This is a genomic window from Flavobacterium sp. N2038 (assembly GCF_025947185.1).
In the GTDB taxonomy this organism is placed as follows: domain Bacteria; phylum Bacteroidota; class Bacteroidia; order Flavobacteriales; family Flavobacteriaceae; genus Flavobacterium.
Window position 1 is genome coordinate 1587433 of the sequence record NZ_CP110001.1, and the last position, 25794, is coordinate 1613226.

At 33.3% G+C, this 25794-nt stretch carries 29 protein-coding genes and 4 tRNA genes; 8 read left to right on the forward strand and 25 right to left on the reverse strand.

All coding sequences use genetic code 11. The features are described from left to right. Positions 1 to 25 precede the first annotated feature (25 nt). The 12 genes from OLM51_RS07215 to OLM51_RS07270 form a co-directional block, all read right to left on the reverse strand. Complete coding sequence (locus OLM51_RS07215) at positions 26 to 466, reverse strand: sterol desaturase family protein (protein ID WP_264553661.1); 441 nt, start codon at positions 464 to 466, stop codon at positions 26 to 28. Positions 467 to 685: 219 nt separating this feature from the next. Continuing rightward, entirely contained in the window at positions 686 to 1525 is an 840-nt protein-coding gene (locus OLM51_RS07220; RefSeq protein WP_264553662.1) for a phytoene/squalene synthase family protein, read from the reverse strand. Between the two features lie 3 nt (positions 1526 to 1528). Beyond that, on the reverse strand, positions 1529 to 2995 hold the full coding sequence (locus OLM51_RS07225; protein ID WP_264553663.1) for a phytoene desaturase family protein: 1467 nt from the start codon (positions 2993 to 2995) through the stop codon (positions 1529 to 1531). Positions 2996 to 3032: 37 nt separating this feature from the next. Beyond that, positions 3033 to 3932: a MerR family transcriptional regulator gene (locus OLM51_RS07230; protein ID WP_264553664.1), complete on the reverse strand. Its 900-nt coding sequence runs from the start codon at positions 3930 to 3932 to the stop codon at positions 3033 to 3035. A gap of 104 nt (positions 3933 to 4036) precedes the next feature. After that, a complete protein-coding gene (locus OLM51_RS07235; RefSeq protein WP_264553665.1) occupies positions 4037 to 4999 on the reverse strand; it encodes an ion channel in 963 nt (320 codons plus the stop codon). Positions 5000 to 5120: 121 nt separating this feature from the next. Next, complete coding sequence (locus tag OLM51_RS07240; protein WP_264553666.1) at positions 5121 to 5621, reverse strand: tetratricopeptide repeat protein; 501 nt, start codon at positions 5619 to 5621, stop codon at positions 5121 to 5123. Positions 5622 to 5804: 183 nt separating this feature from the next. Continuing rightward, entirely contained in the window at positions 5805 to 6371 is a 567-nt protein-coding gene (locus OLM51_RS07245; protein ID WP_264553667.1) for a DUF4256 domain-containing protein, read from the reverse strand. Positions 6372 to 6389: 18 nt separating this feature from the next. Then, a complete protein-coding gene (locus OLM51_RS07250) occupies positions 6390 to 7055 on the reverse strand; it encodes a DNA alkylation repair protein (protein ID WP_264553668.1) in 666 nt (221 codons plus the stop codon). 28 nt (positions 7056 to 7083) lie between these two features. After that, positions 7084 to 7662: a YdeI/OmpD-associated family protein gene (locus OLM51_RS07255; protein ID WP_264553669.1), complete on the reverse strand. Its 579-nt coding sequence runs from the start codon at positions 7660 to 7662 to the stop codon at positions 7084 to 7086. Positions 7663 to 7680: 18 nt separating this feature from the next. Then, a complete protein-coding gene (locus OLM51_RS07260; RefSeq protein ID WP_264553670.1) occupies positions 7681 to 8058 on the reverse strand; it encodes a DoxX family protein in 378 nt (125 codons plus the stop codon). 6 nt (positions 8059 to 8064) lie between these two features. Next, a complete protein-coding gene (locus OLM51_RS07265; protein ID WP_264553671.1) occupies positions 8065 to 8532 on the reverse strand; it encodes an SRPBCC domain-containing protein in 468 nt (155 codons plus the stop codon). A 6-nt stretch (positions 8533 to 8538) separates the two neighbouring features. Further along, positions 8539 to 8862 carry an ArsR/SmtB family transcription factor gene (locus tag OLM51_RS07270; protein WP_264553672.1) on the reverse strand — a complete coding sequence of 108 codons (324 nt, stop codon included), beginning with the start codon at positions 8860 to 8862 and terminating at the stop codon, positions 8539 to 8541. Between the two features lie 274 nt (positions 8863 to 9136). Here OLM51_RS07270 and OLM51_RS07275 point away from each other — a divergent pair, with 274 nt between their 5' ends. Then, on the forward strand, positions 9137 to 9781 hold the full coding sequence (locus tag OLM51_RS07275; RefSeq protein WP_264553673.1) for a hypothetical protein: 645 nt from the start codon (positions 9137 to 9139) through the stop codon (positions 9779 to 9781). 142 nt (positions 9782 to 9923) lie between these two features. On the opposite strand, the gene OLM51_RS07280 is transcribed toward OLM51_RS07275, so the two are convergent. The 4 genes from OLM51_RS07280 to OLM51_RS07295 form a co-directional block, all read right to left on the reverse strand. Continuing rightward, on the reverse strand, positions 9924 to 11069 hold the full coding sequence (locus OLM51_RS07280) for a DUF6438 domain-containing protein (protein ID WP_264553674.1): 1146 nt from the start codon (positions 11067 to 11069) through the stop codon (positions 9924 to 9926). Positions 11070 to 11349: 280 nt separating this feature from the next. Continuing rightward, positions 11350 to 11422: transfer RNA gene (locus OLM51_RS07285), tRNA-Lys, on the reverse strand. 301 nt (positions 11423 to 11723) lie between these two features. Beyond that, entirely contained in the window at positions 11724 to 12683 is a 960-nt protein-coding gene (locus OLM51_RS07290; protein ID WP_264553675.1) for a WD40 repeat domain-containing protein, read from the reverse strand. A 38-nt stretch (positions 12684 to 12721) separates the two neighbouring features. Beyond that, positions 12722 to 13135, reverse strand: coding sequence for a DoxX family protein (locus tag OLM51_RS07295; RefSeq protein ID WP_264553676.1), 414 nt, complete (start codon positions 13133 to 13135; stop codon positions 12722 to 12724). Positions 13136 to 13272: 137 nt separating this feature from the next. On the opposite strand from OLM51_RS07295, the gene OLM51_RS07300 reads away from it, so the two are divergent. Continuing rightward, complete coding sequence (locus OLM51_RS07300; protein ID WP_264553677.1) at positions 13273 to 14145, forward strand: helix-turn-helix domain-containing protein; 873 nt, start codon at positions 13273 to 13275, stop codon at positions 14143 to 14145. 113 nt (positions 14146 to 14258) lie between these two features. Here the strand turns inward: OLM51_RS07300 and OLM51_RS07305 are convergent. The 3 genes from OLM51_RS07305 to OLM51_RS07315 form a co-directional block, all read right to left on the reverse strand. Further along, positions 14259 to 14341: transfer RNA gene (locus OLM51_RS07305), tRNA-Leu, on the reverse strand. A 43-nt stretch (positions 14342 to 14384) separates the two neighbouring features. Continuing rightward, positions 14385 to 14457 (reverse strand) — tRNA-Lys (locus OLM51_RS07310). Positions 14458 to 14497: 40 nt separating this feature from the next. Beyond that, positions 14498 to 14570 (reverse strand) — tRNA-Lys (locus OLM51_RS07315). A 127-nt stretch (positions 14571 to 14697) separates the two neighbouring features. On the opposite strand from OLM51_RS07315, the gene OLM51_RS07320 reads away from it, so the two are divergent. Continuing rightward, complete coding sequence (locus tag OLM51_RS07320; protein ID WP_264553678.1) at positions 14698 to 15216, forward strand: shikimate kinase; 519 nt, start codon at positions 14698 to 14700, stop codon at positions 15214 to 15216. Here the strand turns inward: OLM51_RS07320 and OLM51_RS07325 are convergent. Both OLM51_RS07325 and OLM51_RS07330 read right to left on the reverse strand, forming a co-directional pair. Beyond that, positions 15208 to 15708: a phosphoribosyltransferase domain-containing protein gene (locus OLM51_RS07325; RefSeq protein ID WP_264553679.1), complete on the reverse strand. Its 501-nt coding sequence runs from the start codon at positions 15706 to 15708 to the stop codon at positions 15208 to 15210. The genes OLM51_RS07320 and OLM51_RS07325 overlap by 9 nt on opposite strands. Before the next feature lie 151 nt (positions 15709 to 15859). Then, the gene (locus OLM51_RS07330; RefSeq protein ID WP_264553680.1) at positions 15860 to 16249 is read right to left on the reverse strand and encodes an RNA-binding S4 domain-containing protein; all 390 of its coding nucleotides are present in this window, start codon (positions 16247 to 16249) and stop codon (positions 15860 to 15862) included. 79 nt (positions 16250 to 16328) lie between these two features. On the opposite strand from OLM51_RS07330, the gene OLM51_RS07335 reads away from it, so the two are divergent. Further along, positions 16329 to 17420: an FKBP-type peptidyl-prolyl cis-trans isomerase gene (locus OLM51_RS07335; protein ID WP_264553681.1), complete on the forward strand. Its 1092-nt coding sequence runs from the start codon at positions 16329 to 16331 to the stop codon at positions 17418 to 17420. A gap of 162 nt (positions 17421 to 17582) precedes the next feature. Beyond that, positions 17583 to 18533, forward strand: a complete 951-nt coding sequence (locus OLM51_RS07340) for a hypothetical protein (protein WP_264553682.1) — start codon at positions 17583 to 17585, stop codon at positions 18531 to 18533. A 74-nt stretch (positions 18534 to 18607) separates the two neighbouring features. Here the strand turns inward: OLM51_RS07340 and OLM51_RS07345 are convergent, their stop codons facing one another. From OLM51_RS07345 to OLM51_RS07360, 4 genes are all read right to left on the reverse strand, one after another. After that, entirely contained in the window at positions 18608 to 19561 is a 954-nt protein-coding gene (locus OLM51_RS07345) for a transketolase family protein (RefSeq protein ID WP_264553683.1), read from the reverse strand. A gap of 74 nt (positions 19562 to 19635) precedes the next feature. Then, a complete protein-coding gene (locus OLM51_RS07350) occupies positions 19636 to 20484 on the reverse strand; it encodes a transketolase (RefSeq protein WP_264553684.1) in 849 nt (282 codons plus the stop codon). 310 nt (positions 20485 to 20794) lie between these two features. Next, complete coding sequence (locus OLM51_RS07355; protein WP_264553685.1) at positions 20795 to 21094, reverse strand: hypothetical protein; 300 nt, start codon at positions 21092 to 21094, stop codon at positions 20795 to 20797. Positions 21095 to 21207: 113 nt separating this feature from the next. Then, positions 21208 to 22080 (reverse strand): polysaccharide deacetylase family protein, encoded by an 873-nt coding sequence (locus OLM51_RS07360; protein ID WP_264553686.1) that lies wholly within the window; start codon positions 22078 to 22080, stop codon positions 21208 to 21210. 432 nt (positions 22081 to 22512) lie between these two features. On the opposite strand from OLM51_RS07360, the gene tgt reads away from it, so the two are divergent. From tgt to OLM51_RS07375, 3 genes are all read left to right on the forward strand, one after another. Continuing rightward, positions 22513 to 23643 (forward strand): tRNA guanosine(34) transglycosylase Tgt, encoded by a 1131-nt coding sequence (tgt, locus tag OLM51_RS07365; protein ID WP_071634924.1) that lies wholly within the window; start codon positions 22513 to 22515, stop codon positions 23641 to 23643. A gap of 120 nt (positions 23644 to 23763) precedes the next feature. After that, complete coding sequence (locus OLM51_RS07370; protein ID WP_264553687.1) at positions 23764 to 24852, forward strand: LptF/LptG family permease; 1089 nt, start codon at positions 23764 to 23766, stop codon at positions 24850 to 24852. Next, positions 24839 to 25729: a DMT family transporter gene (locus OLM51_RS07375; protein WP_264553688.1), complete on the forward strand. Its 891-nt coding sequence runs from the start codon at positions 24839 to 24841 to the stop codon at positions 25727 to 25729. Before OLM51_RS07370 ends, OLM51_RS07375 begins: the two co-directional genes overlap by 14 nt. The last annotated feature ends 65 nt before the right edge of the window (positions 25730 to 25794 follow it).

Below are 25794 nucleotides of genomic sequence, written 5' to 3' on the forward strand. Positions count from 1 at the left end.
TGTGGCTTAGTTTTTTGAAATAGTTCTAGATTTTATAATATTTAAATGGAACGAACAACATTCCGAAACATTCTCCTTTTTCTTTGCTGAGGTGTTTATGATGTATTTTATGTGCTTTTCTGAGCCCGATGAGGTATTTGTTTTTAGTGTTTTTAAACCATTTAAAACGCTGATGAATTAAAACATCATGAATTAAAAAATAGCAGGCACCATACAATGTGACTCCGCATGCAATGAAAAATAAATAATTAAAGCCGCCTTCAACACCAAAATAAAATAAGAGGATACTGGGAATGGCAAAAATGACAAAGAAAATGTCGTTGCGCTCAAATGGATGCTCGTATTTTGGCTGATGATGATCGGAATGAAAGTACCACATAAAACCATGCATGACATATTTATGTGTAAGCCAGGTAACACATTCCATGAACAGAAAAACGCTTAAAAAGATTAAAAAAGAAATCATTCTATAAATGTTGTAATTAAAATTAGGGCCTTATTTTGTTTGAGTTTAGCTTTAAGTTATAAAAGATTAACTCTAAAGATTTTTTTGTTTTCCACAATCTTGTCATTTCGACCGAAGGGAGAAATCACACAAGAAACTCCGTGTAAAATGTCGCCAATCTTTGTCGAATCCCGCGTGTGATTTCTCCCTTCGGTCGAAATGACAAATTGGAGGCATAATCTATACTAATTTAAGCTTATAAGTAACAAAAGACTGAGCTAAAAGCCCCGCTTTTGTATAATTTGAAACCCGGATTCTGGAATTGCCAATTTCGTGATACGGCGTGTTTTTTAGTTTTTGAAGCAATTTTTTGTAATAAACATAAGCAGTGTAAACTCCAAATTTTGCTTCAATTGGCAATTTTACAATTCCCTGATAGGCGATGCGAAAGTCTTCTTCGATTTCCTCAATTATCTGTGCTTTTGAATCTTCTGTGAAATTATTGAGATTAATACCCGGAAAATAAGTTCGGTTTAATATTAGATTATCATCTTTTAAATCTCTCAGGAAATTTACTTTCTGAAAAGCAGATCCTAAACGCATGGCTTCGTGTTTGAGTTGTTCGTATTTATGCTCCTTTCCGGCAACAAAAACTTTGAGACACATTAATCCTACAACATCTGCAGAACCATAAATATACTCTGCATATTCAGCTTGTGTACTATAAGTTGATTTGATAAGATCCTGTTTCATGCTTTTTAAAAATGCCTGAATCAGATTGTCTGTAATATTATATTTTTTGACCGTATGCTGAAAAGAATTTAAAATAGGATTTAAACTAATGCCTGATTCCATCGATTTATAATATTCTTTTTCGAAATCGGCTATGAGATACTCTCTGTCATATTCATGAAATGAGTCGACAATTTCATCGGCAAACCTTACAAAACCGTAAATACTATAAATAGCATCGCGAATGCTTGGTGACAGCATTTTGACAGCCAATGAGAATGAAGTACTGTACTTTTGGGTAACCAGTTTACTGCATTTGAAAGAGACGGTATCAAATAGTGATTTCATTTTTTAAGATCTAAAAGATTTTTGAATTAATTCAGCTACTAGTTTTCCCGAGATTAAAGCAGGCGGAACACCAGGACCAGGAACCGTTAATTGTCCTGTGAAATATAAGTTACGAATTTTTTTGCTTTTTAGTTTTGGTCGTAAAAAGGCGGTTTGTAATAAAGTATTCGCCATTCCATACGCATTACCTTTGTACGCATTATAATCTGTAACAAAATCATTTTTGCAAAATGATTTTTTAAAGATAATGTTGTTTTTTATTTTTTGCTGTGTAAGTTCTTCAAAACGAGTAATTATTTTTTCGAAGTATTCTTCACGTAATTCGTTATTATCCTCAATTCCGGGCGCAAGTGGTACCAGGAAAAAGCCACTTTCCATTCCTTCAGGTGCGGCAGTTAAATCTGTCTTAGACGGGAAATTGGCGTAGAATAATGGAGCATCAGGCCATTTTGGATGGTCATAAATGTCTTTTGCGTGTTGATTAAAATCGGTGTCGAAAAATAAAGCGTGATGCGAAATGTTTTCAATTTTTTTGTTGAAGCCGATAAAAAAAAGTAGGGAAGAAGGGGCAAAAACCCGGCTCTCCCAGTATTTTTCAGAATATTGTCGATGCTCTTTTTCCAGTAAAGTTTCAGAATGATGATAATCGGCACTGCTTAAAATGATATCTGATTTTATGATTTGTCCGTTTACAATAATTCCGGTTGCAATTTTGTTTTCGACTAAAATTTTTTCAACAGAAGAATTGGTTTTAATGGTAACACCAAGTTCTGTGGCTAAATTTTTGATTCCACGAATAACATCAAACATACCCGTTTTTGGATGCCATGTTCCTAAACCGAAATCAGCATAATTCATGAAATTATAAAACGAAGGAGTTTTACTAGGCTTAGCACCCAAAAATAAAACCGGAAATTCTAAAATTTGAACAAGTCTTTCGTTCCTGAATTTTAATCGGATATCATGACTTACATTGCCAAAAAACTGATTTAGTTTTAATGCCGTTTTTGCCGTAATGAGTTCAATAGGGGAAATACCTGGGCGATAAACCAGATCTTTAATTGCAACATCATAATTGCTTTTTGCCTGATTAATGAATTTTTGAAGTTCTTCTCCGCTTCCTTTTTCTATAGTTTCGAAAGTAGATTTTATATCTTCTAAATTATCACAGATATTTATAAAATCATTAATGCCAAAATAAACCCGATAGGCCGGATTTAGTTTTATTAACTCATAATAATCTGAAGGTTTTCTGTTGAAATCATGAAAGAAACGTTCAAAAACGTCGGGCATCCAGTACCAGCTTGGCCCCATATCAAAGGTAAAACCATCTTCTGTAAATTGACGAGCGCGGCCTCCTATAGTTTGATTTTTTTCGTAAATAGTTACTGTGTTTCCTTGTTTGGCAAGATAACATGCAGCGGCTAATGCAGAAAAGCCTGATCCTATTATTGTAATCGTTTTTCTCATTTGTTTAACAAATGTATAAAAACTTTAAACAAAATACTTACATATGGTCGATAGTTTCATCCATAGAATTGAAAATGTGAATTCTATCTGGCAGGTTAGTCTGATCAATATGCTCTACCATATTACCCATAAGCCATATTTCATTGTTTTTTTGCAATAATTTTTGTCCCATTGATTTAACATACTGATTGATGACATTTCGGTCTGGCTGAACCGTCATGAATGAAACAAAAGTGATGTTCTCGAAATGGCGTGTAAGATCCTGCAAATTTTCAATAGGCATACTTTCTCCTAAATAAATGGTTTTGTAGCCGTGGGATAAAATTTCATATTGCAGATAAAGCAGGCCTATTTGATGAATTTCATTTAAAGGCAATGAAAGCACAAAAATTTTATCTGTTTTAATAGGCTTTAATATTTGAAGACTTTCAGTATAAATTAAAATCTTTTGTTTGATCAAATGACTCATAAAATGTTCATTTGCCGGAGTAATGGTTTCAGATTGCCATAGTACCCCCAATTCTTTTAATAAAGGAAGAAAGTTATCTCTGAAAACTTCTTTAAAATTTTTTTCAGAAATAAGCCAGTCAAAAGTATTAAAGAATAATTCCTGATCAAAATTCATCATAGCCATTTTGAATGAAGTAATGGCATAGTTTTGCGAATTTTTCTTTGAAGTGATTTCACGCACCAGTTGCGGAATTTTTTCTTCGGGATAGGTTGCTATTTTAGAAATTTTATAGCCGTATTCATGTAATAATGTAATATTAAGAAGCTTCTGCAGATTTTGCAAATTATAAAGCCTGATATTAGTATCAGTTCGCATTGGTTCAAGAATGTTATATCTTTTTTCCCAAATTCTAATCGTATGAGCTTTTATTCCAGATAAGTTTTCGAGATCTTTAATGCTGAAAACAGTTTTAATATTGTTCATCATTTTTTATAAATTGGCAAACAAAAATAGAATAAAATCCGAGAAAATTGGCATAAACTTGACCAAAATGATCGATTATTAAAAGATTATAGTATCAAAACAATCGATTACCCGAATATTATAGTATCAAAATGATCTAACTGGTCTAAATGCAAGATTGTTTTTGAGCCATCTTTACTGCGATTATACATTGGTTTGAACTTTGCACCATAAATGACTTCATTAAAGGTGTAGGAGGTTCTGGCTGCAACAGTGTTGCTGAACATGTTATCGAATGTTGTGATGAATACTAAAATTTCGCCATGTATTTTTTTGAAATCTTCTTCTGCAAAATTGTATAAAGGGCTGTTTTCGGTTATAGGATGAACTAGTGTCCAGCTTAACGAAAGTGCATTTATCCGGTCTAATTCGAGTTCCAGACTGTAGAATTTGTTGGTTTGTTGTCCGTTTTCTTCAATGCTCATCCCTAAAGTAATTTTTGCTGTTGCATCTGTAAAATTGGTGTTTTTAAAAGGAACAAGCCGAATCATAAGTCCTTTGTTTTCTCCATACGGAGAAATTAAGGCATGGTGTGAAAATTTTAAAAAAGCGGTTGGTTTACTGAATCTTCCAAAAAATAGTCCGGTTGCTATAGCAAAGCTTAGTAAGCCAATCAAAGCCTCGGCAGCAGACAAAGCACTTGTTAAAAATCCTGTAGGGCTAATGTGGCCATAACCAACTGTTGTGAAAGTTTGAGCACTAAAGAAATAAGCCTGGCCAAATTGAGTGAGGACACTTTGAGATTGTGCAATTCCATCCAGATGCTGAATACCAATAGCATAATAGGCAACAGCAAAAATAAAATTGATTGCAATATAAAAAGTAAACAAGATAAGCATGAATTTCCAATTAGGCATATCAATCATAGTGTGATACCAGCTAATTCTGCGAAGTAAATTCATCCCTCGTTTTTCGATATTTGGAGTTCCGTTTTTATTTACAAATCTTCCGCCGTAGCTATTAGCGTTAGATCCAAAACCGGAGTTTTTATCTGTTTGTGCAAAGTGGTTTAGTTTTTTTAAAAGCGCCATATTGGTTAATTTTCAAGCAAATGTATGAATATCTTTTATAGAAAAATAGTCTGTTTTTTAAACAGAAAAGCCATTTGTAAAATCAATTTACAAATGGCTTTTTTTGCTTTTTCAACTTTGTTTATCTGCAAAAGGTTGCTTTGTTTTTAATAGCACTTTGACTGCCTAGCTCAATTGCTTTAGAAAAGTCTTTGCAGGCATTTTTTTTGTCTCCGCTTTTATTGTATGCTAAACCTCTAAGATTATAGGCAATATAATCTTTTGGATTTAAACCAAGAGATGAAGTGCAGTCTTCTATAGTTTCCTTAAAATTCATCAGTTTGTAATTCACATTTGCTCTTCCGGTAAAGGCGTCAGCATTCATACTATCCAAGTCAATGGTTTTACTAAAATCTGCCAGAGCACCTTTTAGGTCGTTAAGTTTTAGTTTGGCTACGCCACGGTTTTGGTAAGCTTCAACAAATTTTGAGTTCATGCTGATTGCTTTTGTATAATCGGCGATGGCGCCTTTGGTATTGCCTGCTTCGGCTTTTTTCATGGCCTTGTCAAAATAAGCCGTTGCAGATTGCGCCCATGAAGAGCAGGTAATCATAATAAATGATACTAATAGTAGGTTTTTCATAAACTAATTTGGGATTAGTGATTAATTATTTCCAAACGAATTTAGTAAAGTTTTACTTTGTAAGAGAAGTTCTGTTGTAAAATAATTGTGATTAAGTACTAAATGTTTTTAATAGAAAAACCACAAGAGAAAGAATGAATTGATTCTCAGTATATTATCCAGACAGGTTGAATTTGCAAAATTTTAAACTCTCAAAGAACCTCTAAAACCTCTTGCGGCATAATAAGATTCTGCACCATTGTGGTAAACGAATACTCTTCCGTAACGATAATCACAGAATACAGCTCCGCCAAGTTTTCTAACATCTGCCGGTGTCAAGATCCAGCTTGAAGTTTTAGTGTCAAAATTGCCAAGTTCTTGTAGTTTCTGGTATTGTTCTTCTGTCAGAATTTCAATGCCCATTTCTTCGGCCATATCAACAGCGCTGTTTTTAGGTTTGTGCTCTTTTCTTGCATCCAATGCCTGGCGATCATAACACAGACTTCGACGTGCTTTTGGACTTTCTGGTACACAATCAAAAAAAATAAATTCATTTGTGTTTTTATCATAGTCTACAATATCCGGCTCACCTTCGGTTTTTTCCATTTGAAGAAGCGACCATAGTTTTTCCGGATTTGCATTTAATTTGGCTTCTACTTTTGTCCATTCAATATCTTTATGCCGCCCCATGTTTTTTTCAAAACGTGTTTGTAGAATGTTGATGATTTGACCTTGCTCTTCCTGCGAAAGTTTGTTTTTGCTATTTTTCATTTGATGATTTTTAAGGTTTTATTCTTGTCGGCGAACCATCTCGTTAATCCAGATTGGAGCAAAAGGAGAGGTGCAGCCTTTTGAGGTTGGGTAGTCTTTGTAAATGCCTAGTTTTTCTCCTATTGAAAGTGCTCTGCTTCTAAATTCAGGAAATTTAATTCCAATTTGTGCCAAAGTACTATTCATGGTCCATTGTACTTCTGGTGCTGCATTGGGCATTTCGGTCTCAATGCGGTCAAGTAATCCCGATAAATCTAAAACTTCGGGATTTCGGGCGACACATCCGCTGGTGAGACTCCATGCCGCACGTCCATGCATAATATCATTTGAATGCATCCATTCTTGTCGCAAAGTTTCTCTAGCTGAATATTCTTTTAGTACATAAGAATAAAACCAATCTGCAATGTGAACAAATTTTTCAGATGAAACCATCTTAGCAATTTGATCTTTTGAAAGTTTTTTGGGTTCGATAATCAATATAGCTAAAAAACGAGCATCGACATTTTTGATATCCCAAAGTTCCAGTGCCAATTGGTGGTTGGTTTTTATCTTTTTTGCTAATGCGCGGATGTCGCCCATTTTAACACCAAATTGATTATCACTGGAACCACGTTTTTTGTTTTGAGCCCGAATTTTTTCGTCACCCAGTGCTTCGAGTTGTTGTAATATGTCTTTTACTTCCATCATAGCGGGATATTAATGTAATAGAAAATTAATCCTTAAGTCCTTTTCCCTCAAGGATGAGCGGAACAAGTTTTTCAACTCTGGCTTCGCGGGTTTTTGCTTGCTTAGGTTGAGAAAAATGCAATAAATAAGCTCTTTGGCGACCCGGAGTTAAAGCTTTGAAAGCTTTTTCAACATGGGGATTTTCATCTAATTTCTTTTGAAACTCTTCAGAAACCGGAAAATCTGATGTTTTTTTCAGGATAACTTTCAGACCAGCTTTTTCAATCTCAATTGCCTGATAAATATATGTTTTTAAAATTGTATTTAAATCGATAACCTCCTTAAGGTTCGTAAATCGAATTTGACGGGCTGCCTGTACGTTGTCACTTTGCTGAATTAAAATTCCGTCTGTATCTTTAAGTAATGCACCTTTAAAAAATAAGAAAGCGCAATAATCCTTAAAGGCGTGAATTAAAACAATGTTGCTGCCCTGGTAAGTATAACAGGGAGTGCCCCATTTTAATTCCTCAGTGAGCTGGCAATCCAAAGCGATTTTTCGCAGTTGTTCCAGTTCTTTCTGCCATTTTTGGGTTTCATCAAAGAAAAAATCGACTGTTGGATTCATTGTTATAATTTTTAAAGTTTAGATGGTGACAACTTTTCTTTCAGCCGGTCTGAAATACCATGAAAGAATAGTCAGGATTATTAAAAGTATGGGGCCAAAGTAGTCTTTTGCGCCATCGCCATTTGCAAAATGCGAAAATACTGCACCTGACATTGCAAAGAAAAAACCGGCATAAGCCCATTCTTTCAAAACGGGAAACTTTGGAATAAGAACCGCTATAACACCCAATAATTTCCAAAGACCTAATAAAGTTAGTAAATAAATCGGATAACCCAAATGTGCTATTCGGTCGGTTTCGTCTTTGTTTTGCAATAATTGTACAATTCCGGTTGCTGTCATTCCTAATGAAAGCCATAGTGTAGTAACCCAATAAATAATTTTGTTTCTCTTTGTCATGATGGTTTATTTAAGATTAGTAAAAATTTCCTGCAAACGATTATGTGCCATATTAAGTCCTTGTTTAAACGGAAGCTGAAGCATCTGATCTCTAAGGGCAGTTGATTTATATACAATATGCATAGTCAATTTGCTTGTTGTATCACTTTGTTTTTCAAATTCCAGAAATTCTAACTGAACAGTAAAAGGAGAGTTTTCCATTTCGAATGTTCTCGTGATTTTTTGGTTTGGTATAAATTCATGTATAACACCATTTGCCTGAAATACGACATTTCCTTTTGTATCACTGGTTTCAAATCGGTAACCGCCATATTTTTTATTTTCAAGTTTTAAAACCTTTGTTCCCATCCATTGTTCAACAATCTCTGGTTCTATATAGGCTTTAAAAAGTAATTCGACAGGTAAATCAAAGTCTCGGGTAATTAGGAGTTCTTGTTTGCCGTCCTGAGCGCTTATTTTTGTTTTCAGTTCCATGTTAGTTTAATTTTCTGGTTTATAGTTTTTCATTATAGTTTCAAGTTTATTAAATCTCTCGTCCCACATTTTTCGGAACGGTTCGATAAATTCTGCTACTTCCCGCATTCTTTCTGCATTGATTGTGTAATGAACTTCACGACCATTTTGCGTTTGCTGGAGTAGTTCACATTCTGTCAGGATCTTTAAATGTTTGGAAACTGTAGGACGTGCGGTGTCAAAATTGGAGGCTATCGCTCCCGCTGTCATGGAGTGCGAAGTCACCAAAAGTAATATAGCTCTTCTGGTTGGATCGGCTATGGCCTGAAATACATCTCTTCTTAAATTCATTTTGTGAAGTTATTTGACTACAAATATATGTGTAGTTATTTAGCTACGCAAATATTTTGATGTATTTATTTTGTAAATAATTGAAAATGTGGTTTTAATGATGAGTGTTAGTAAGGTTTAGACTTTGAATTTATTGGGATTTATGAAGGAAACAAAAATTATTGCCTTTGAGAAAATATTTTAAACGGCTTTGTTTTACTTTTAGCAAAAAAAGACAAGACTTGTAAAAGAAGTTTTGAGTTTTGCTTATAGGAGTTAAATAGTTAAAGAAAGTATGGTTGAAAATATTGCTATCCCGGACGTATTGCAAGAAGCGCTTGGAAATGAAAAAATTGAATTTTTTGTAAAAGCCAAAAAAGACCAGCCAATCAGGAATTGTTGGTCGGTTATTGGTTTTGGTGTTTGCTGGATTCTGGTTATTTGTTTGATATTTTTAGGTTTTGTTTGGGAATTGTTTAGTGGAGAATGTACTACAATTTCGATTGATGGAATTCCAACTGAAGTTTGTCGTGATGATTTGTCTCCATTGAAAAGTTTGTTTATTTATTTTGGTGTTTTTCTATTGCCGGGAATTATAGTTGGTTCGCTGGGTTTTTTAGGACTGTTTAAATCAGGCGGATATTACATTGGAACCGAAAGCAGGCTAATTCGTTATAGCTGGAAAGAAGTAAAATCGTTTCCCTGGGAAGATTTTACTGATGATATTGAAGTATTTGGAACGGAACAGGACGGCAATATAATTTTTAAATTAAAAACCGGAGTTTATGTTACCCGTAATCACAAAAAAGTATTGTCTAATACAAAGCTAAATCTTGGAAGTATTATGTATGCTTTTGAAATTGAGAAATATTGTAGAAATAGGATCACGAAGCTTGCAGAAGTGGAGAATTCGTTGCAAAACGACAATGTGTTGAATTGATTCGGGCATAATGTAAACTAGAAAACCTATTTCATAATGAAATAGGTTTTTTACTTTTAAGCTTTATTGCAAAGAATTCGAGTATTCTGTGAAGTTATTGGCAGATTTTAAGTGAAGTACAGCTGTATTTTTAAAGCTTTTATCAGTCGTACTTGTCCTTCTGTCTAAATTTATCAGTTAGATTATTTACAGTCAAAAAATCATAACCAATGTCAATAGTTTTGTCTTTGTATTTAAAATACCTTCCGTCTGTATAAATTGTTTCTTTTTTGTCTTGATCGTTCCAAAATCCAATTGTGTATTTGTTTTCGAATTTATAAGCTGTTTCTTTTCCTTTAAATATTTCTGTAAAAAGATAAAAACTTTCAGATTTAGAGAGATCACAAATTTGATTTCCTTTCGTAAAACTTATTCGCCACATGGAGAGTAAAGGTTTTTCAGCTTTTAATGGGGTCAGTTTTACTTGTTGGTATAAATATCTAACAGGTGTATAAGCCCAAATTAATTCAACCGGAGATACTCCTCCATAATCACTGATGGATTTTACTATTTTATTGTTTTTAATAAATGTTATAGTGATCGTCTCGTCATCTGTCCAGCTTCCGTGATAATCATCTTCTAGTTTTTTTATGTTAGCTTTTTTAAAACTAGTTTGAATTTTTTGATATTCATTTTTTGAAATCTTAGATTTGAAAAATCCATTTTGAGTATTATAATATTGTCCATAAAATAAGACATTACCATTATTATCAATGCTTATACTTGAGACTGGACAAGAACCGTAGCAGCCGGAAGACGAAACTATAATTTTGTCATAGTTTTCATTTGAATTGATTTTGGGTTCTGTTCTTGCGTATTTTGCAAAGATGCTGTCGTCTACTTTTATCGTTAATGTGTCTCCGATAATTGAATGTATTTTTTGATTTTCCCAAGTTTTAGTTTCTAAATCAAAAATTTTTAAGCTGTCATTTTCAATTTTGTATTTAGTTTCAGTTCCTAAAAAAAAGATCTTTCTGTCTTCTCTTTCGGTTGCTTTGATTCTTTTGAAATATCCAAATTTGTTTTCACACAAATTGTTTTCTGAAAAGACAAATCCTTTTATGTGGTTGCCAAAAGGCCATGGTGGTGGGATTATAACATCATTGCTTTTTTTGGGCTTTCTTTGATCTTCAGTTTTGATATACTTCCATTCACCAAGTATGGTTTTAGTCAATTGCTTGTCGTTATTTTTTTGACAAGAGTATAAAATGAGAATAGTTAAAACGTAAAGTAAAATTTTGTGCTTCATAAATTTATTTCTAACGTTAATTATTGTAGTAGCTTTTTGTTTACAGTTTTGTAAATATAAATGATTTTTGAAGCAATATGAGAACATAATGTGTGCTCTAGTTGATTTAAAATGAAAAAGCGGAAACCTTTATGAATAGAGACTTCCGCTTTTATGGCCATGCTGGAATTTGAATACTAAGTCCTTGTGAGTAGTACTATTTCTTCAAAATGGGATTCTGCCGTTTCTTTACATGAGCTAAAAAGAAAAAAGGTCAAGTAAATTAATACTTGACCTTTTGTGACCCGACTGGGGCTCGAACCCAGGACCCCATCATTAAAAGTGATGTGCTCTACCGACTGAGCTATCGAGTCATTGTTTTCTCTAATGAGGGTGCAAATATAAGTACTTTATTTAGCTTGTAAAGCCTTTTTTTGAGGTTTTTTTTGAATAAATTATAAAAGTCTATTTTACAATAGGATAGATTGGTTGTTTTTTTTATACTGATCCTGTTAATGCAGGAATCGGGTCTTTTATTGGAAGGTTTAACAGGATTAATAAGAGATAGATGTTTTTGATTTTGCAAATAATATAGTTTCCAATCTATTTTTTACGATATAAGAATCATTTGTAAGTGTTGCATAAAATCGCTTAAGAGTATGTTGGCTTTGTTCTTTATTGTATCGTCATTATTTTTTCAGCTTTGTCGTTCCAAAGTATTACATTTTGCTCCACGCTTGATGTAATAATTCTGTTCCCTTCCTTATTCCAGGAAACGCCCCATAAATAATCTTTAGAGTTTCCTTCTAAGATAAGATTGCCTTTAACGTCGAAAATTCTTAATGCATCACTTGCTGTTGCTAATCTGCTTCCTTTTGGATTCCAGGTTAAATTTCTGTATTCACCTTTGCTAATATCAATTGACCTTAAAAGTTCAGCTTTCTCATTCCAATATTGAAGTAATGATTTATCTTGTCTGTCGCCATAGTCGCCTGTTACAAAAAACGAACCTGATTTGTGCCAGGTAACACTCAACAGCATCACTTCTTCTGTTCTGTGTTTAATTGATTTTATCAAATTACCCTGAATGTCAAACAACCGTATTTTGTCTGAAACTGTTATCATTATATTTTTTTTGGGATGCCAATCAACAGCGGTAATTCCTTTGCTGTTTTCATTCTTAAAACGCCTTATTAAATTACCTTTTGGATCGTAAATCAATACTTGTCCGTTATTGTCAGCAACAACTAAATACTCCCCTGTATAATTCCAGTCTATTCCTCTTGCGCCATCGGGAGAGATTCCGTTCAATTCAATTTTTTCATTGGTATCCAAATTTATAATGCATGATTTATCTTCCGATAGTTGGGTTGCAACTGCAATACTATTTTTTGATGGATGCCATTTTATGCGAGTTATTGTACTTTTTATTGGGAATGATTTGTATAATTTAAAATTCTTTTCATTATAAATTTTCAAAGTGTCTAAGTTTCCTCCAATAGCTATGAATTTCCCATCAGAACTCCAATCGGTAGTCCAAAGGATTTTTTTACTAATAGTATCTTGTGCAAAAAGTTGATTATTGAGTATTATTAGTAGAGTTATGCATTTAAGGAGCTCATTTTTTATTTTCATAAATACCTGTTTTTATTTTCAGTTCGTCTTTAAAAATATTATGCTTTTTTGTTGTTTTCTTTATCGAATAGTAAATAATCTAAACTCCATTTTCCTGGTCCAATAAAAAAGAATAAAGCAAAATGCAGAGCAAATAAAAAAGGAAGTTCTCCATTAAAAATATCGCCCTCACTCATGGTATAAATAACACCTGCCATTACAGTAATTAATAGTGGTGTAATAAATTTAGTAAAAAGACCTGCGGCTAATAATATTGATCCTATAAACTCAATAATTTTGGCAGCATACGCGAAAAAAACGGGAAACGGAAAATTTATTTCCTTTAGAAATTTAATGAGTATATGTATATCAAACAATTCTAGAGAATGTCTGAATATATAAAAAGCTACTGCTATTCGGATAATAAAAATACCATTATCCCAAGTTCCATTTGAAGTAAATATTTTTGTCATGACTGTATTGTTTTGTTCTGGCAAACCTACAGTCAATTTGTAAATACAGTAGAATGTATAATGTAAAAGAAATGTAAAAAAAGTAAATTTTTATTAAATCTATTTTTATTAAGCTTCAAAAAAAATACTTTTGAATCATGAAACAAAAATACCTATTTACCTTATTTATACCGGTACTGGTTTTATTAATAATTTTTATTTATCCGGCCTTTCTGCAAGAATCATATGTTGAGAATCCAAGAAACGAAATACTACTAAGAAAAATTGGTCATGAATTACTGAATAGCTCTAAGGATAGCATTTCTAAAGTAATGCCGATAAAAATTTTATCAGCAAATGAGTTTCAAATTAATTTTGAAAATGAGTTTTCTTTTGTGCCAGATTCACTGGTAACAATTGTTCAGAGAAATATTAAGAAAAGTACCTTTCCAAGTGAATATTCTGTAAATGTATTTAAATGCTCAAGTAAGGAAATTATCTATAGTTTTTTAATATCATTAGATAATAAAGAAAATATAATTCCATGTATTGGAAGAAGCATACCTAATAATTGCTACAATATTGCTATTAAGTTTGCTTCAAATGAAAATGCTTTTTTAAACAATAAATCTACCTTTTTTGTTATTGTAATTTTAGTTTTATCTGCTTTGCTTTGGTACCTATTTAACAGAAAAAAAGAAAAAGTAATTCCTAAAAAAGAGTCTGCTAAAAATATTCAAATTGGAAAATATATTTTTTACTACGAACAACATTACGTTGATTATGAAGGTGTAAAAGTTTTATTAACGTCAAAAGAGTCAAAATTGCTGCATATTTTTTTCTCATCTCCCAATAAAATTATCGAAAGAAACATACTGCAGAAAGAAGTATGGACAAATGAGGGTATAATAGTTACAAGAAGTTTGGATATGTTTGTTTCAAAACTTCGTAAGAAACTGGATAAAGATCCGTTAGTAAATATTGTTAATATCCATGGCATTGGATATAAATTGGAGATTGTTAATTATTAAAGCAATTTGCAGTAGTTGATTTAACGTTCTTAAAACCACAAAATATCAGTATGATTTTCGAATCATAAAAAAAGCCTGAGAATCCAGATTCTCAGGCTTTTCCTTTTTTAATGTGACCACGGTGGGATTTGAACCCACACGCCCTTACGAGCACCACCCCCTCAAGATGGCAAGTCTACCGTTTCTCCACGTGGCCAAAAATGAAAAAAGGTCGAGTAAAATAAATTACCCGACCTTTGTGACCCGACTGGGGCTCGAACCCAGGACCCCATCATTAAAAGTGATGTGCTCTACCGACTGAGCTATCGAGTCATTGCTTTCAAGAAACTTATTTTGTTAATCACAAATTTTGTGACCCGACTGGGGCTCGAACCCAGGACCCCATCATTAAAAGTGATGTGCTCTACCGACTGAGCTATCGAGTCATATTCGTTTCTTGAATGCGGGTGCAAATATAAGGAGTTATTTTCGAAGTTTCCAAGCATTTTTATTATAAATTTGCCTTTTTTTACAAAAAGTTTCCAACTTCTTAGTTTATAAGGTTTTATTAATATGAAAAAAATAGTGTTATTAGGTTATATGGGTTGCGGAAAGTCAACAATTGCCCAAAACTTGTCAAAAATTACAAATATTCCGTTTCTGGATTTAGATACTTGCATCGAAAAAAGAGCAAACTTGTCTATAAATGAAATTTTTTCTAAACATGGAGAGGTGTATTTTCGAAAATTAGAACACGAAATGTTTGTCGAATTACTTCATTCTTCAGAAAATAATATTATTGGATTAGGCGGAGGAACGCCTTGTTATGCTAATAATCATTTATTACTTCAAAATGAAGATATCGTTTCTATATATTTAAAAGCATCAATTGATACTTTATATAACAGATTAGTGCAAAACAAAAGCAAACGGCCTTTAATTGCAGATATGAATGAAGAGGAAATGAAAGAGTTTATCGCAAAGCATTTGTTCGACAGAAGCTTTTATTATAACCATGCACAGTACAAAGTGTCGGTTGATAATAAAGCCGTCGAAGAAACTGTTGAGGATATTTTGAAGATCTTAGCTTAAAAAAGCATAATCATCGCCGTTGTCATCAAAAACAACCTGAACATGTTCTAGTAGAGAGGTTGATAAAGAAATGCCTTTAAAGTCGGCTTTTACCGGGTATTTTTTGTGATTTCTGTCTACTAGGACTGCTGTTTTGAATTTCTTAAGCGGAACGTCTAAGAAATGACGTACAGCATATATTAGTGTAGTGCCCGAGTTTAGTACATCATCCACTAATACTAAGCCTTTGTTTTGGTATTCTTCTTTGGTCAATGAAGTCTGAATTGGCAGCTGCGGATTTTGTTTGTCTATTTTAACATCGCAGGTTGAAACCTTTAATGTTGATATACTACTTAAAGCTAAGGCAATTTTTTGAGCAAAAACAGATCCGTTTGAAGCGATTCCGGCAATCACGATTTCTTCTTCGTCAACAAAAGTTTCGTAGATTTGATAAGCGATACGTTTGATTTTGTGTTCGATTTCCTGATTGGTTAAGATGATATTCTTGCTCATGGTGTAATTTTTTTGCTAATATAACTAATTTTAAATTCCAATATAAAAAATCCAAATTCCAATATAAAAAATCCAAATTCCAATTTTTTTAATAGAAATTCTAATGTTGAGTTTTTGATTTTGTAAAGTTTTGGAATTTGAAATTTGGAATTTATTCCGTTTCTTCCTCATCAAAAATTTCATTTCCGTATTCATCAATATCTCTTCTGTCTTTTTTAGTAGGTCTTCCGGTGCCGCTTTTGCGATAATGTTCTTTAGATAGTTTTAAAAGTTCTAAATGTGCATAAGCTTCCGGTGGCGTTTCGTTTTTGCGATATATATCAACAAGTTTTGCGCCCACACGACTTTCCGGAATATCAAGTACGGTAATGATTTGTGTAATCTGATCTTTTCTAAAAGTGATTTTATCTGTAGGGAAAACTTCTTTTGAAGGTTTGGCAACCTGCCCATTTACTGTAATATGGTTTTTTTTGCAGGCTTCGGTAACCATGTTTCTGGTCTTGTAATAACGCACGCACCATAAGTATTTATCTATTCTCATAATTTTTCTAAATTCGAAGTTAAATTCTTTACAAAAATAAATCAATATTGTATCTTGCGCACCTAAAAAATCCACAATAATGAATAAATTTAAATATTACTTTGTATTATTACTGGCAGGTATTGCTATCGTTTCTTGTAATAAGAAAGATGATGATGAGGTAGTGGTAGTCCCTTTGCGTGATTATACAGAGCAATATAAGGCAGATAATGATTCTATTATTAAATATTTAAATAGAAATTATATTACAGTTACTAATGCTCCGGGTACTCCACAAGATCAGGATGTAACTATAAGTAAGATTACAGATCCTGCTACGCAGCCTTCTATTATGTCATATCTTAACAGTGAGACTTTTCCAAAGTTGTTGACCAGAGATGTTTATAATGATAACATTACTTATAAAGTGTACTATCTGGTATTAAGAGAAGGTACTGGTCACTCACCTGTAAATACTGATAGAGTTTACAATACTTATGTTGGAAATTTATTGAACGGGACTCAGTTTGACAGTTCTAATAATATACCAGGATATTGGGATTTGGATGGTTTGGGTGACAGAGGTGTTTTTGTTGATGGGTGGAAAGAAATTTTCCCGAAGTTTAAGACAGGAACTGCTTCAGCGCCTGATGCTTCGGGTGTAGTTACTTATAATAATTTTGGTGCAGGTGTTATGTTTTTGCCTTCAGGGTTAGCTTACTATGGATCATCTCAAACAAATATCCCTGCTTATTCTCCTTTAGTTTTTAGTTTTAAATTAATGGACTTGGCTCGCATTGATCATGATCGTGACGGTGTTTTTGATTTTAACGAAGATGTTAATCATGATGGTTATGTTTATGATTTTAGTAATAAGACTTTATATCCTAATCCACCTGCGAATTTAATTGACGATACAGATGGGGATGGAACGCCGGATTTTCTTGATATTGATGATGATGGAGATGGATATACCACTTTGTTTGAAATAACAAAGCCAACGGGAGCTCCTGTTACAGGAATTAGTAAATATTATCCTTATGATCCAATTCCGGATAGCCCTGTAACGCCAAATATTGATGAAACGGAGACTTGGGGAATTCCAGCGGTTGCTTCTGATGGAACTGTTGATTACATCTCTCCAGGTCGACTAAGACTTCATGTTGATAAAAATCATCATGCGATAAAATAAAATATTTATTGAATTGATATTTTAAAAACCTGTTTGAAACAATCAAACAGGTTTTTTTTATTGTATCAGTATATGTTAATTTTTATTTTATTGTAGGAAAAATAATATAAATATTGTTTGTTTTTATATGTTTGTAAGATTAATAATTAAAATCTAATAATCATGAAAAAATTAATTGTATTGTTTTTGGTTGCAGGTTTTTTTTCCTGCAGTAATGATGAGGGATCTGTTGAACAAGTTTCGGTAAAAGATCAGCTTTCAGTTTTAGATGGTAATATGTTGTCTTTTAAAGATGAGGAATCATTTGTTAAAGAGTACTCTGATCTGGCAGGCTTAAGTACGGATGAGCTTAAAAATTGGGTATCTTCTAAAAAACTGATTTCATTGCTTGAATCATCAGATAGCTCCGAAGGTATAGAAGAAGATGTCGTGCCAGAATCTAGGTTGGTTTATTCTGATGCTTTAAAAGCTACTTTAAACTTTGATGCTAAAGTGAAAATTGGGAGCAAAATATTATGGTTGAATGAACTTGCTTTTTACGTGTTGCCTGAAGAAGATAAAAGTAAGTCATCTGATGAGCTTTTAAGTCTTAAAAATAAACTTCAAATTTATGGGCAAATAACAGGGTTGTCAAAATTAAATCAAAATTTAACTGGCAAAAATTTATTTCCTAACGAGAATAGAATTAGAACTTTCGCATCTCAAGAAATGAATTATAATGGAAGCAGGCTTAGGCATGTTGTCGATCTATTTAATGAAACAATTTATCTTAATGATCAGTTTCAATCTAGTAAAATGTTTATTCGTTCTATTTTGCAATATAGATCATGTTCTACTTGGAGATGTACTTGGAAAGAGGCTGCTAATCAACGAAATCTAACTAGTGATTTTTCGGGATCACCTGCAAGTGGAGTTTGGTCAGTTCCTGATGTATATACTTATTCAGCAATAAGTGGAACACAGACAATTTTATTATCAAGCTGGAATCGACCGCCTGCACCTACTCATCCAGATTTTTGGTATCCGAATTTTGCTATTTCAGGGCCATTGGTATGTACTTTAGTAGTTGTAGCTCCGGCACCTTCGGTGTCTATTGAGTTGTCTTGGTATTAAAAAATATATTAAAGAAGCAAAAAACCTCGAAATGTGAATTTCGAGGTTTTTTTATAAAGTAAGAAAGTAAAAAATTATTTTCTTTTGATCACTCTTTCTACAGCTTCAACAATCGCCTGATTGTTTAATTTGTATTTTTCCATTAATTGCTCCGGAGTTCCAGATTCACCAAAACTATCGTTTACAGCTACAAATTCTTGTGGAGTTGGATTGTTTAAAGCTAATACGCCTGAAACGCTTTCTCCAAGACCTCCAAGGTAGTTGTGCTCTTCTGCAGTAACTACACATCTTGTTTTTGCAACCGATTTAAGAATAGCTTCTTCGTCAAGAGGTTTGATCGTGTGAATGTTGATTACTTCAGCAGAGATTCCTTTTGCTTCAAGAGCTTCTGCAGCAATAAGAGCTTCCCAAACTAAATGTCCTGTTGCGATAATAGTTACATCTGTTCCTTCGTTTAATAAAATTGCTTTTCCAATTACGAATGGTTCGTCAGCAGGAGTAAAGTTAGCAACAACTGGACGACCGAAACGTAAGTAAGCAGGTCCGTGGTGATCTGCTAATGCAATTGTAGCAGCTTTAGTCTGATTGTAATCGCAAGTGTTGATTACAGTCATTCCCGGCAGCATTTTCATTAGTCCGATATCTTCTAAGATTTGGTGTGTTGCTCCATCTTCTCCTAGTGTTAAACCAGCGTGAGAAGCACAGATTTTTACGTTTTTATCAGAGTAAGCAACAGATTGACGAATTTGATCGTAAACTCTTCCTGTTGAGAAGTTGGCGAAAGTTCCTGTAAAAGGAATTTTTCCTCCAATTGTTAAACCAGCAGCGATTCCGATCATGTTGGCTTCAGCGATTCCGATTTGGAAAAAACGCTCCGGGTGATTTTTCTTGAAATCATCAAATTTTAATGATCCAATTAAATCAGCGCATAATGCCACAACGTTTTCATTTTTTTGACCTAACTCAGTCATTCCCGCTCCAAAACCTGAACGAGTATCTTTACTTCCTGTATTTTCGTATTTTTTCATTTTTGTTTTTTGCTTTAGGCAGTAAGCTTTAGGCAATAAGCTTATGGCTTATGGCTTACAGCTTATAGCTTTTTTTAATAATCCGCTAAAGTTGAAATATTTTGAGCTAAAGCACTTGCCAATTGATCATTGTTTGGTGCTTTTCCGTGCCATGCATGTGTATGCATCATAAAGTCAACTCCGTTACCCATTTCTGTATGTAGTAAAATACAAACTGGTTTTCCTTTTCCTGTTCTTGATTTAGCATCATTTAGTCCGGCAAGAATAGCATCTATACTATTTCCTTCTTTAATTTCTAAAACATCCCAGTCAAAAGCTTCAAATTTAGCACGAATGCTTCCCATTGGTAGAACTTCGTCTGTTGTTCCGTCAATTTGTTTTCCGTTAAGGTCAATAGTAGCAATAATATTGTCTACTTTTTTTGCAGAGGCATACATAATAGCTTCCCAGTTTTGACCTTCCTGTAATTCTCCGTCTCCATGTAAAGAATAAATTAAATGATTGTCTCCATTTAATTTTTTTGCCTGAGCAGCACCAAGAGCAACAGATAAACCTTGTCCTAATGAACCAGAAGCTATACGAACTCCAGGTAAACCTTCGTGAGTTGTAGGGTGTCCCTGTAAACGAGAGTTTAATAGTCTGAAAGTTGCTAGTTCTGAAACAGGAAAATAACCGCTACGTGCTAAAACGCTATAAAATACAGGAGAAATATGTCCATTTGAAAGGAAAAACAAATCTTCTCCAATTCCGTCCATATCAAAACCTTCTTTGCGCTCCATAATATTTTGGTATAAGGTTACCAAAAATTCAGTACAACCTAAAGAACCACCTGGGTGACCTGAGTTGACAGCATGTACCATTCGAAGAATATCTCTTCTTACTTGGATAGTTAAATCGCTTAATTGTTGTGTGTTAGGCTTCATTTTGTATGTAAAAGTTAAACTGGGGCAAAAGTAATTGTTATTTTGCGGGGAGACAAATGATTTTCTGCTTTAGTTTGCTGTAATTGTGAAATTTCGTATGTTTTTTATTAATCGTATAAAAAGGGATTAATTATACTATTTTTTTTGAGTATTATTCTTAATTGAGTAAAGAAATTGGGATTTCAAAAAAAAATATAGAAGTTTAGAGAAGTATAGATGCAATTTTGCCACAGATTAAAGGATTAAGCATATAAAAAAATCAGTGCTTGTCAATATAATCTGTGGCAAAAGTGATTAAGGTTATGTAAGTTTAATTGGTATCGCTTTCGCTGTAGAAATTGTTTTCTTCGTCTTCTGATCCTGTTTCTTCCTGCTCATCATCGAGTTCTGAGCCAGGAACATCCAGGTCGTTTCCTAGTTTGTCACTATTTTGTTTCCATTCGTGATTGTCCTGACTGATAGTTTTGTCACTTGAAATTTCTTCCGGATCAATGTCTTCTAATTTGTCTTCCCGATTGTAAATATCTTCGCTCGCGGGATAATTTAAATCTTCTAGATTTTTTTCAATTTGATCTTCTTTTGCCGGGTTTTTATCTTCTGAGTTTATCATGATTTATATGCTTTAAAATGTTTTATAAAGTTAAGAAATCTATGCGTTCTGTTCTTATATTTTCAAAATCAGGATATTATAGTATTTGCATAAAAAAGAAATTATCACATTTTCTAATGGATAAATTCTTTAACTGTAGAAATCTCTTTCCATGTAATTAATTGAATTTGATTTTCTTTTAGTTTCGCTCTGCATTCTGAACTAGTAAAAAAGTCAAAGTCAATCTGACGCCATTCTGATCCAAAGTTTGGATGGTTAATTGTGATACCCTGCATTTCAAAATCATCAAAAGCAGGGTGAAGCAAGAAAACATTGAATCCCGGAATAACATTGTCTAAAGCTTTTTCATATGATTTTCGAAGTTCTCCCTTTTCGAAATCGGCATAATATCCAATCAGAAGATTATCAGCTAAAAGAGTATTTGTAAAATCATATTTTTTATCAGATAAGCTAACTGATTCTATAAAGTCTTTATTGATGAAAACAGGTAAGTTATATGTTTTTCCGAGTTCCTTATAGATTTCTAAAATTTCAGGACTTACTCCAACGCTGCACATATGTGAGTCAAGATGTGTGGGCTGGATTCCGAATTGCAAAGCTTTTTCTATTTGAGCAGTTAATTCTTTTTTGATTTCAGAAAGCTTTGCGTTGTTTTTGAAATCTTTTCGGGTTTTGTAAAAATAACCGTTTTGATCCACTAAACCAGGAACTTCAGAAATAGGAAGAACAGGGCCGAATTTATAATTTTCCCATTCGCAAGTCAGTGTTAAATGAATACCACAATCATAATTTGGGTTGTTTTTGGCAAATTCGGCCATTTCAAAAAACCATGGACATGGTACCATTATGCTATAAGAGTTTACAGATCCGTTTTGAAGTGCTTGTATAGTGGCCTGATTTTCTGAATGAGATAATCCTGCATCATCGGCATGAATCATTAGAAGTTTTGTGTTTTCTGGATATCCGAGTTTTTGAGCTAAATTCATTTTCTTTTTGTTTTTTTGCGATGAGTAAATGGCACGCGGTCCCGATAGCTATCGGGATGCGGGTTTAAACGGATTTTTACTTTTTGTGATTGTGATGGTTCTACTTTGCCCAGCTTTGACTTCGCTCAGCCTGACAATAGTTTTATTCAAATTTAAAAAAATATTATGGAAGCATCACGTCTTTTTGCGTTAGGGATAGTAGTGAAAAGCCCACAGCCTGACGAAGGAAGTGCGAGGACTTGTAGCGGATAGCCCGACCGAAGGGAACGCCCAAATTATTAAATTTCAAATTTTAAAACAAAATCCAAATCCCAAGTTTCAGGTTTTCTTTGTTTCAGGTTTCAGGTTGATTATCTAATTTTCTAATTGCCAAATTATCTAATTAATTTTCCCTGAAATTAGCTTATCTTTGCGCACTGAAAAAAGAAACAGATGAAGTTTGATTTATTACAAAAAGATCCGCAATCGAAAGCGAGAGCAGGAAGTATAACTACAGATCACGGCGTAATTGAAACGCCTATTTTTATGCCTGTTGGAACGGTAGCTTCTGTAAAAGGAGTGCATCAGCGTGAATTAAAAGACGATATTAATCCGGATATTATTCTTGGAAATACGTATCATTTATATTTACGTCCGCAGACAGAAATTCTTGAAAAGGCAGGAGGATTACATAAATTTATGAATTGGGATCGTAATATTCTGACAGATTCTGGTGGATATCAGGTATATTCTCTTTCTTCAAACAGAAAAATTAAAGAAGAAGGTGTAAAGTTCAAATCGCATATTGATGGTTCGTATCACTTTTTTACTCCGGAAAATGTAATGGAAATTCAGCGCACCATTGGAGCCGATATTATTATGGCTTTTGATGAGTGTACACCATATCCATGTGATTACAGATATGCTCAGCGTTCTATGCATATGACTCACCGTTGGTTGGATCGTTGTATTAATCATTTAGATAAGGTGCCTTATAAATATGGTTACGAGCAAACGTTTTTTCCAATTGTTCAGGGAAGTACTTATAAAGATCTGCGTCGTCAATCTGCAGAATATATTGCAAATGCGGGGCAGCAAGGAAATGCTATTGGTGGATTATCAGTAGGGGAGCCTGCTGAAGAAATGTACGCGATGACTGAAGTGGTTTGCGAAATTCTTCCTGAAGATAAGCCTCGTTATTTAATGGGTGTTGGAACTCCGATTAATATTTTAGAAAATATCGCGTTAGGAATTGATATGTTTGACTGTGTTATGCCAACGCGTAATGCCAGAAATGGTATGTTGTTTACAGCAAACGGAACTATCAATATCAAGAATAAAAAGTGGGAAGCTGATTTTTCTCCAATTGACGAAATGGGACATACTTTTGTTGATACGGAGTATACAAAAGCTTATTTACGTCATTTATTTGCTGCCAACGAATATCTTGGAAAACAAATTGCAACGATTCATAATTTAGGTTTTTATATGTGGTTGGTTCGTGAGGCGAGAAAACATATCTTAGCTGGCGATTTTAGACCATGGAAAGAGATGATGGTTAAGAATATGAGTCAAAGACTTTAAATAAAAAAGTTTCAAGTTTTAAGTTTCAGGTTTCAAGTTCTCTACAGAACCTGAAACTTGAAACTTGACTCGAGAGCTTTGCTCGAACAGGCGAAGCAAACAAAACAAACAAATAAATATATGCTGACGATAATAGATAAGTATATTTTAAAAAGATATTTAGCCACTTTCTCGGTGATGATCTTATTATTTATTCCGATTGGAATTGTAATTGACGTTTCTGAAAAGGTGAATAAAATGCTGGAAAACAAGATTCCGTTTATGGATATTGCGATCTATTATTACAATTTTACGGTTTACTTTGCTAATTCGTTATTTCCGATATTCCTGTTTTTGTCGGTAATCTGGTTTACATCAAAATTGGCAAATAATACAGAAATCATTGCGGTTTTAAGTTCCGGGATTTCTTTTACACGTTTTTTGAGACCTTATATTATTGGGGCTTCAATCGTTTCGGTTTTTGTACTTTTAATGGGGTTTTTTATTGTTCCTGCGGCGAGTGAGGGCTTTAATAATTTTAGATATACGTATTTAAAAGGAAATGGTAAAGAGCTTATGCGTGGCGAAAACACCAATGTTTACCGCCAGATTAATGACCATGATTTTATTTTTGTAAATAGTTTTAACGAAGAATCAAAAACAGCTTTTAATTTTACGTTAGAACATTTCGATAAAGAGAAATTAACCTATAAAATTACGGCCAGCCGTATTAAATGGGATCCAAAAAAGAAAACCTACATTTTATACGATTATACTAAAAGAACGCTTGGCGAATTGAATGATGTAATCGAAAAGAATCCGGAAAAAGAAGTTAAATTTAAATTTGAACTGGCAGATTTAACACCGGTTGTTTATATTGCAGAAACACTTTCTTTAGGGAAATTAATTGACTTTATTGAAAAAGAACGAAAAAGAGGTTCCGGGAATATTAATACGTATTTGGTAGTTCTGTATAAAAAATACAGTGTACCTGTTTCTGCCTTTATTTTGACTATTATTGCCGTTGCGGTTTCATCTATGAAGCGTCGTGGTGGTATGGGAACCAATTTAGCTATCGGAATTGCAATTGCTTTCTCATTTGTATTTTTTGATAAAATATTTGGTACTCTTGCCGAAAAATCTACATTTTCACCATTATTAGCTGTCTGGTTCCCGAATATTGTTTTTGGAATTTTAGCAGTTTACTTATTACGCAATGCGAAACGATAATTTAAAAAGTTATTTAAATCTTCACTTAATTGTTTTTATCTGGGGTTTTACAGCCATTTTAGGAGCCTTAATTACAATCGATGCCGAAAATTTGGTTTGGTTTAGAATGCTTCTTGCAATGATTTTTCTTGGAGTATTTATTATCTATAAAAAACAGTCCTTCCAGGTTCCAATAAAAGAGCTCTTTAAATTGATTTTTGTTGGTTTGTTGATTGCTTTACATTGGATTTTCTTTTTTAAAGCAATTCATGTCTCAAACGTTTCAATTACACTTTCCATATTTTCATTGGGAGCCTTTTTTGCGTCTTTATTAGAACCGCTTTTCTTTGGACGAAAAGTGTTGTGGTATGAAGTTTTCTTCGGATTGATTATTATTGCAGGTTTAGCCTTGATATTGCAGGTTGAGATTAAATATCTTACAGGCGTTTATTATGCATTAGCCGCAATAATTTTGGGTGTTTTATTTACTTTAATGAATGGGAAATTAATATCAGATCATGAACCATCTGTAATTACATTTTACGAGTTTGGTGCCGGTGTGTTTTTTATTACTATTTATTTTTTAGTACAAGGAAAATTTAATGCCGATTTCTTTACAATGTCCTTAAATAACTGGGGTTTACTCTTTATTTTGGCTTCAATTTGTACCGCTTATGCATTTACAGCATCAGTAAAAGTAATGCAGAGACTGACTCCTTATACGGTAATGTTAACGACTAATTTAGAGCCTGTGTACGGAATTGTACTGGCTTATTTTATTCTTGGAGGAAAAGAAAAAATGAGTGTTGAATTTTACATAGGAGCAGTCATAATTATTATCACTGTGATTCTCAATGGTGTTTTCAAACATTACCAAAATAAGAAAGAAAACGTGTAATAGTTTCCTTATTTTTAAAAAGCATTTTTATACTTTAAATAACAATTAACTTCGCCAATGATATA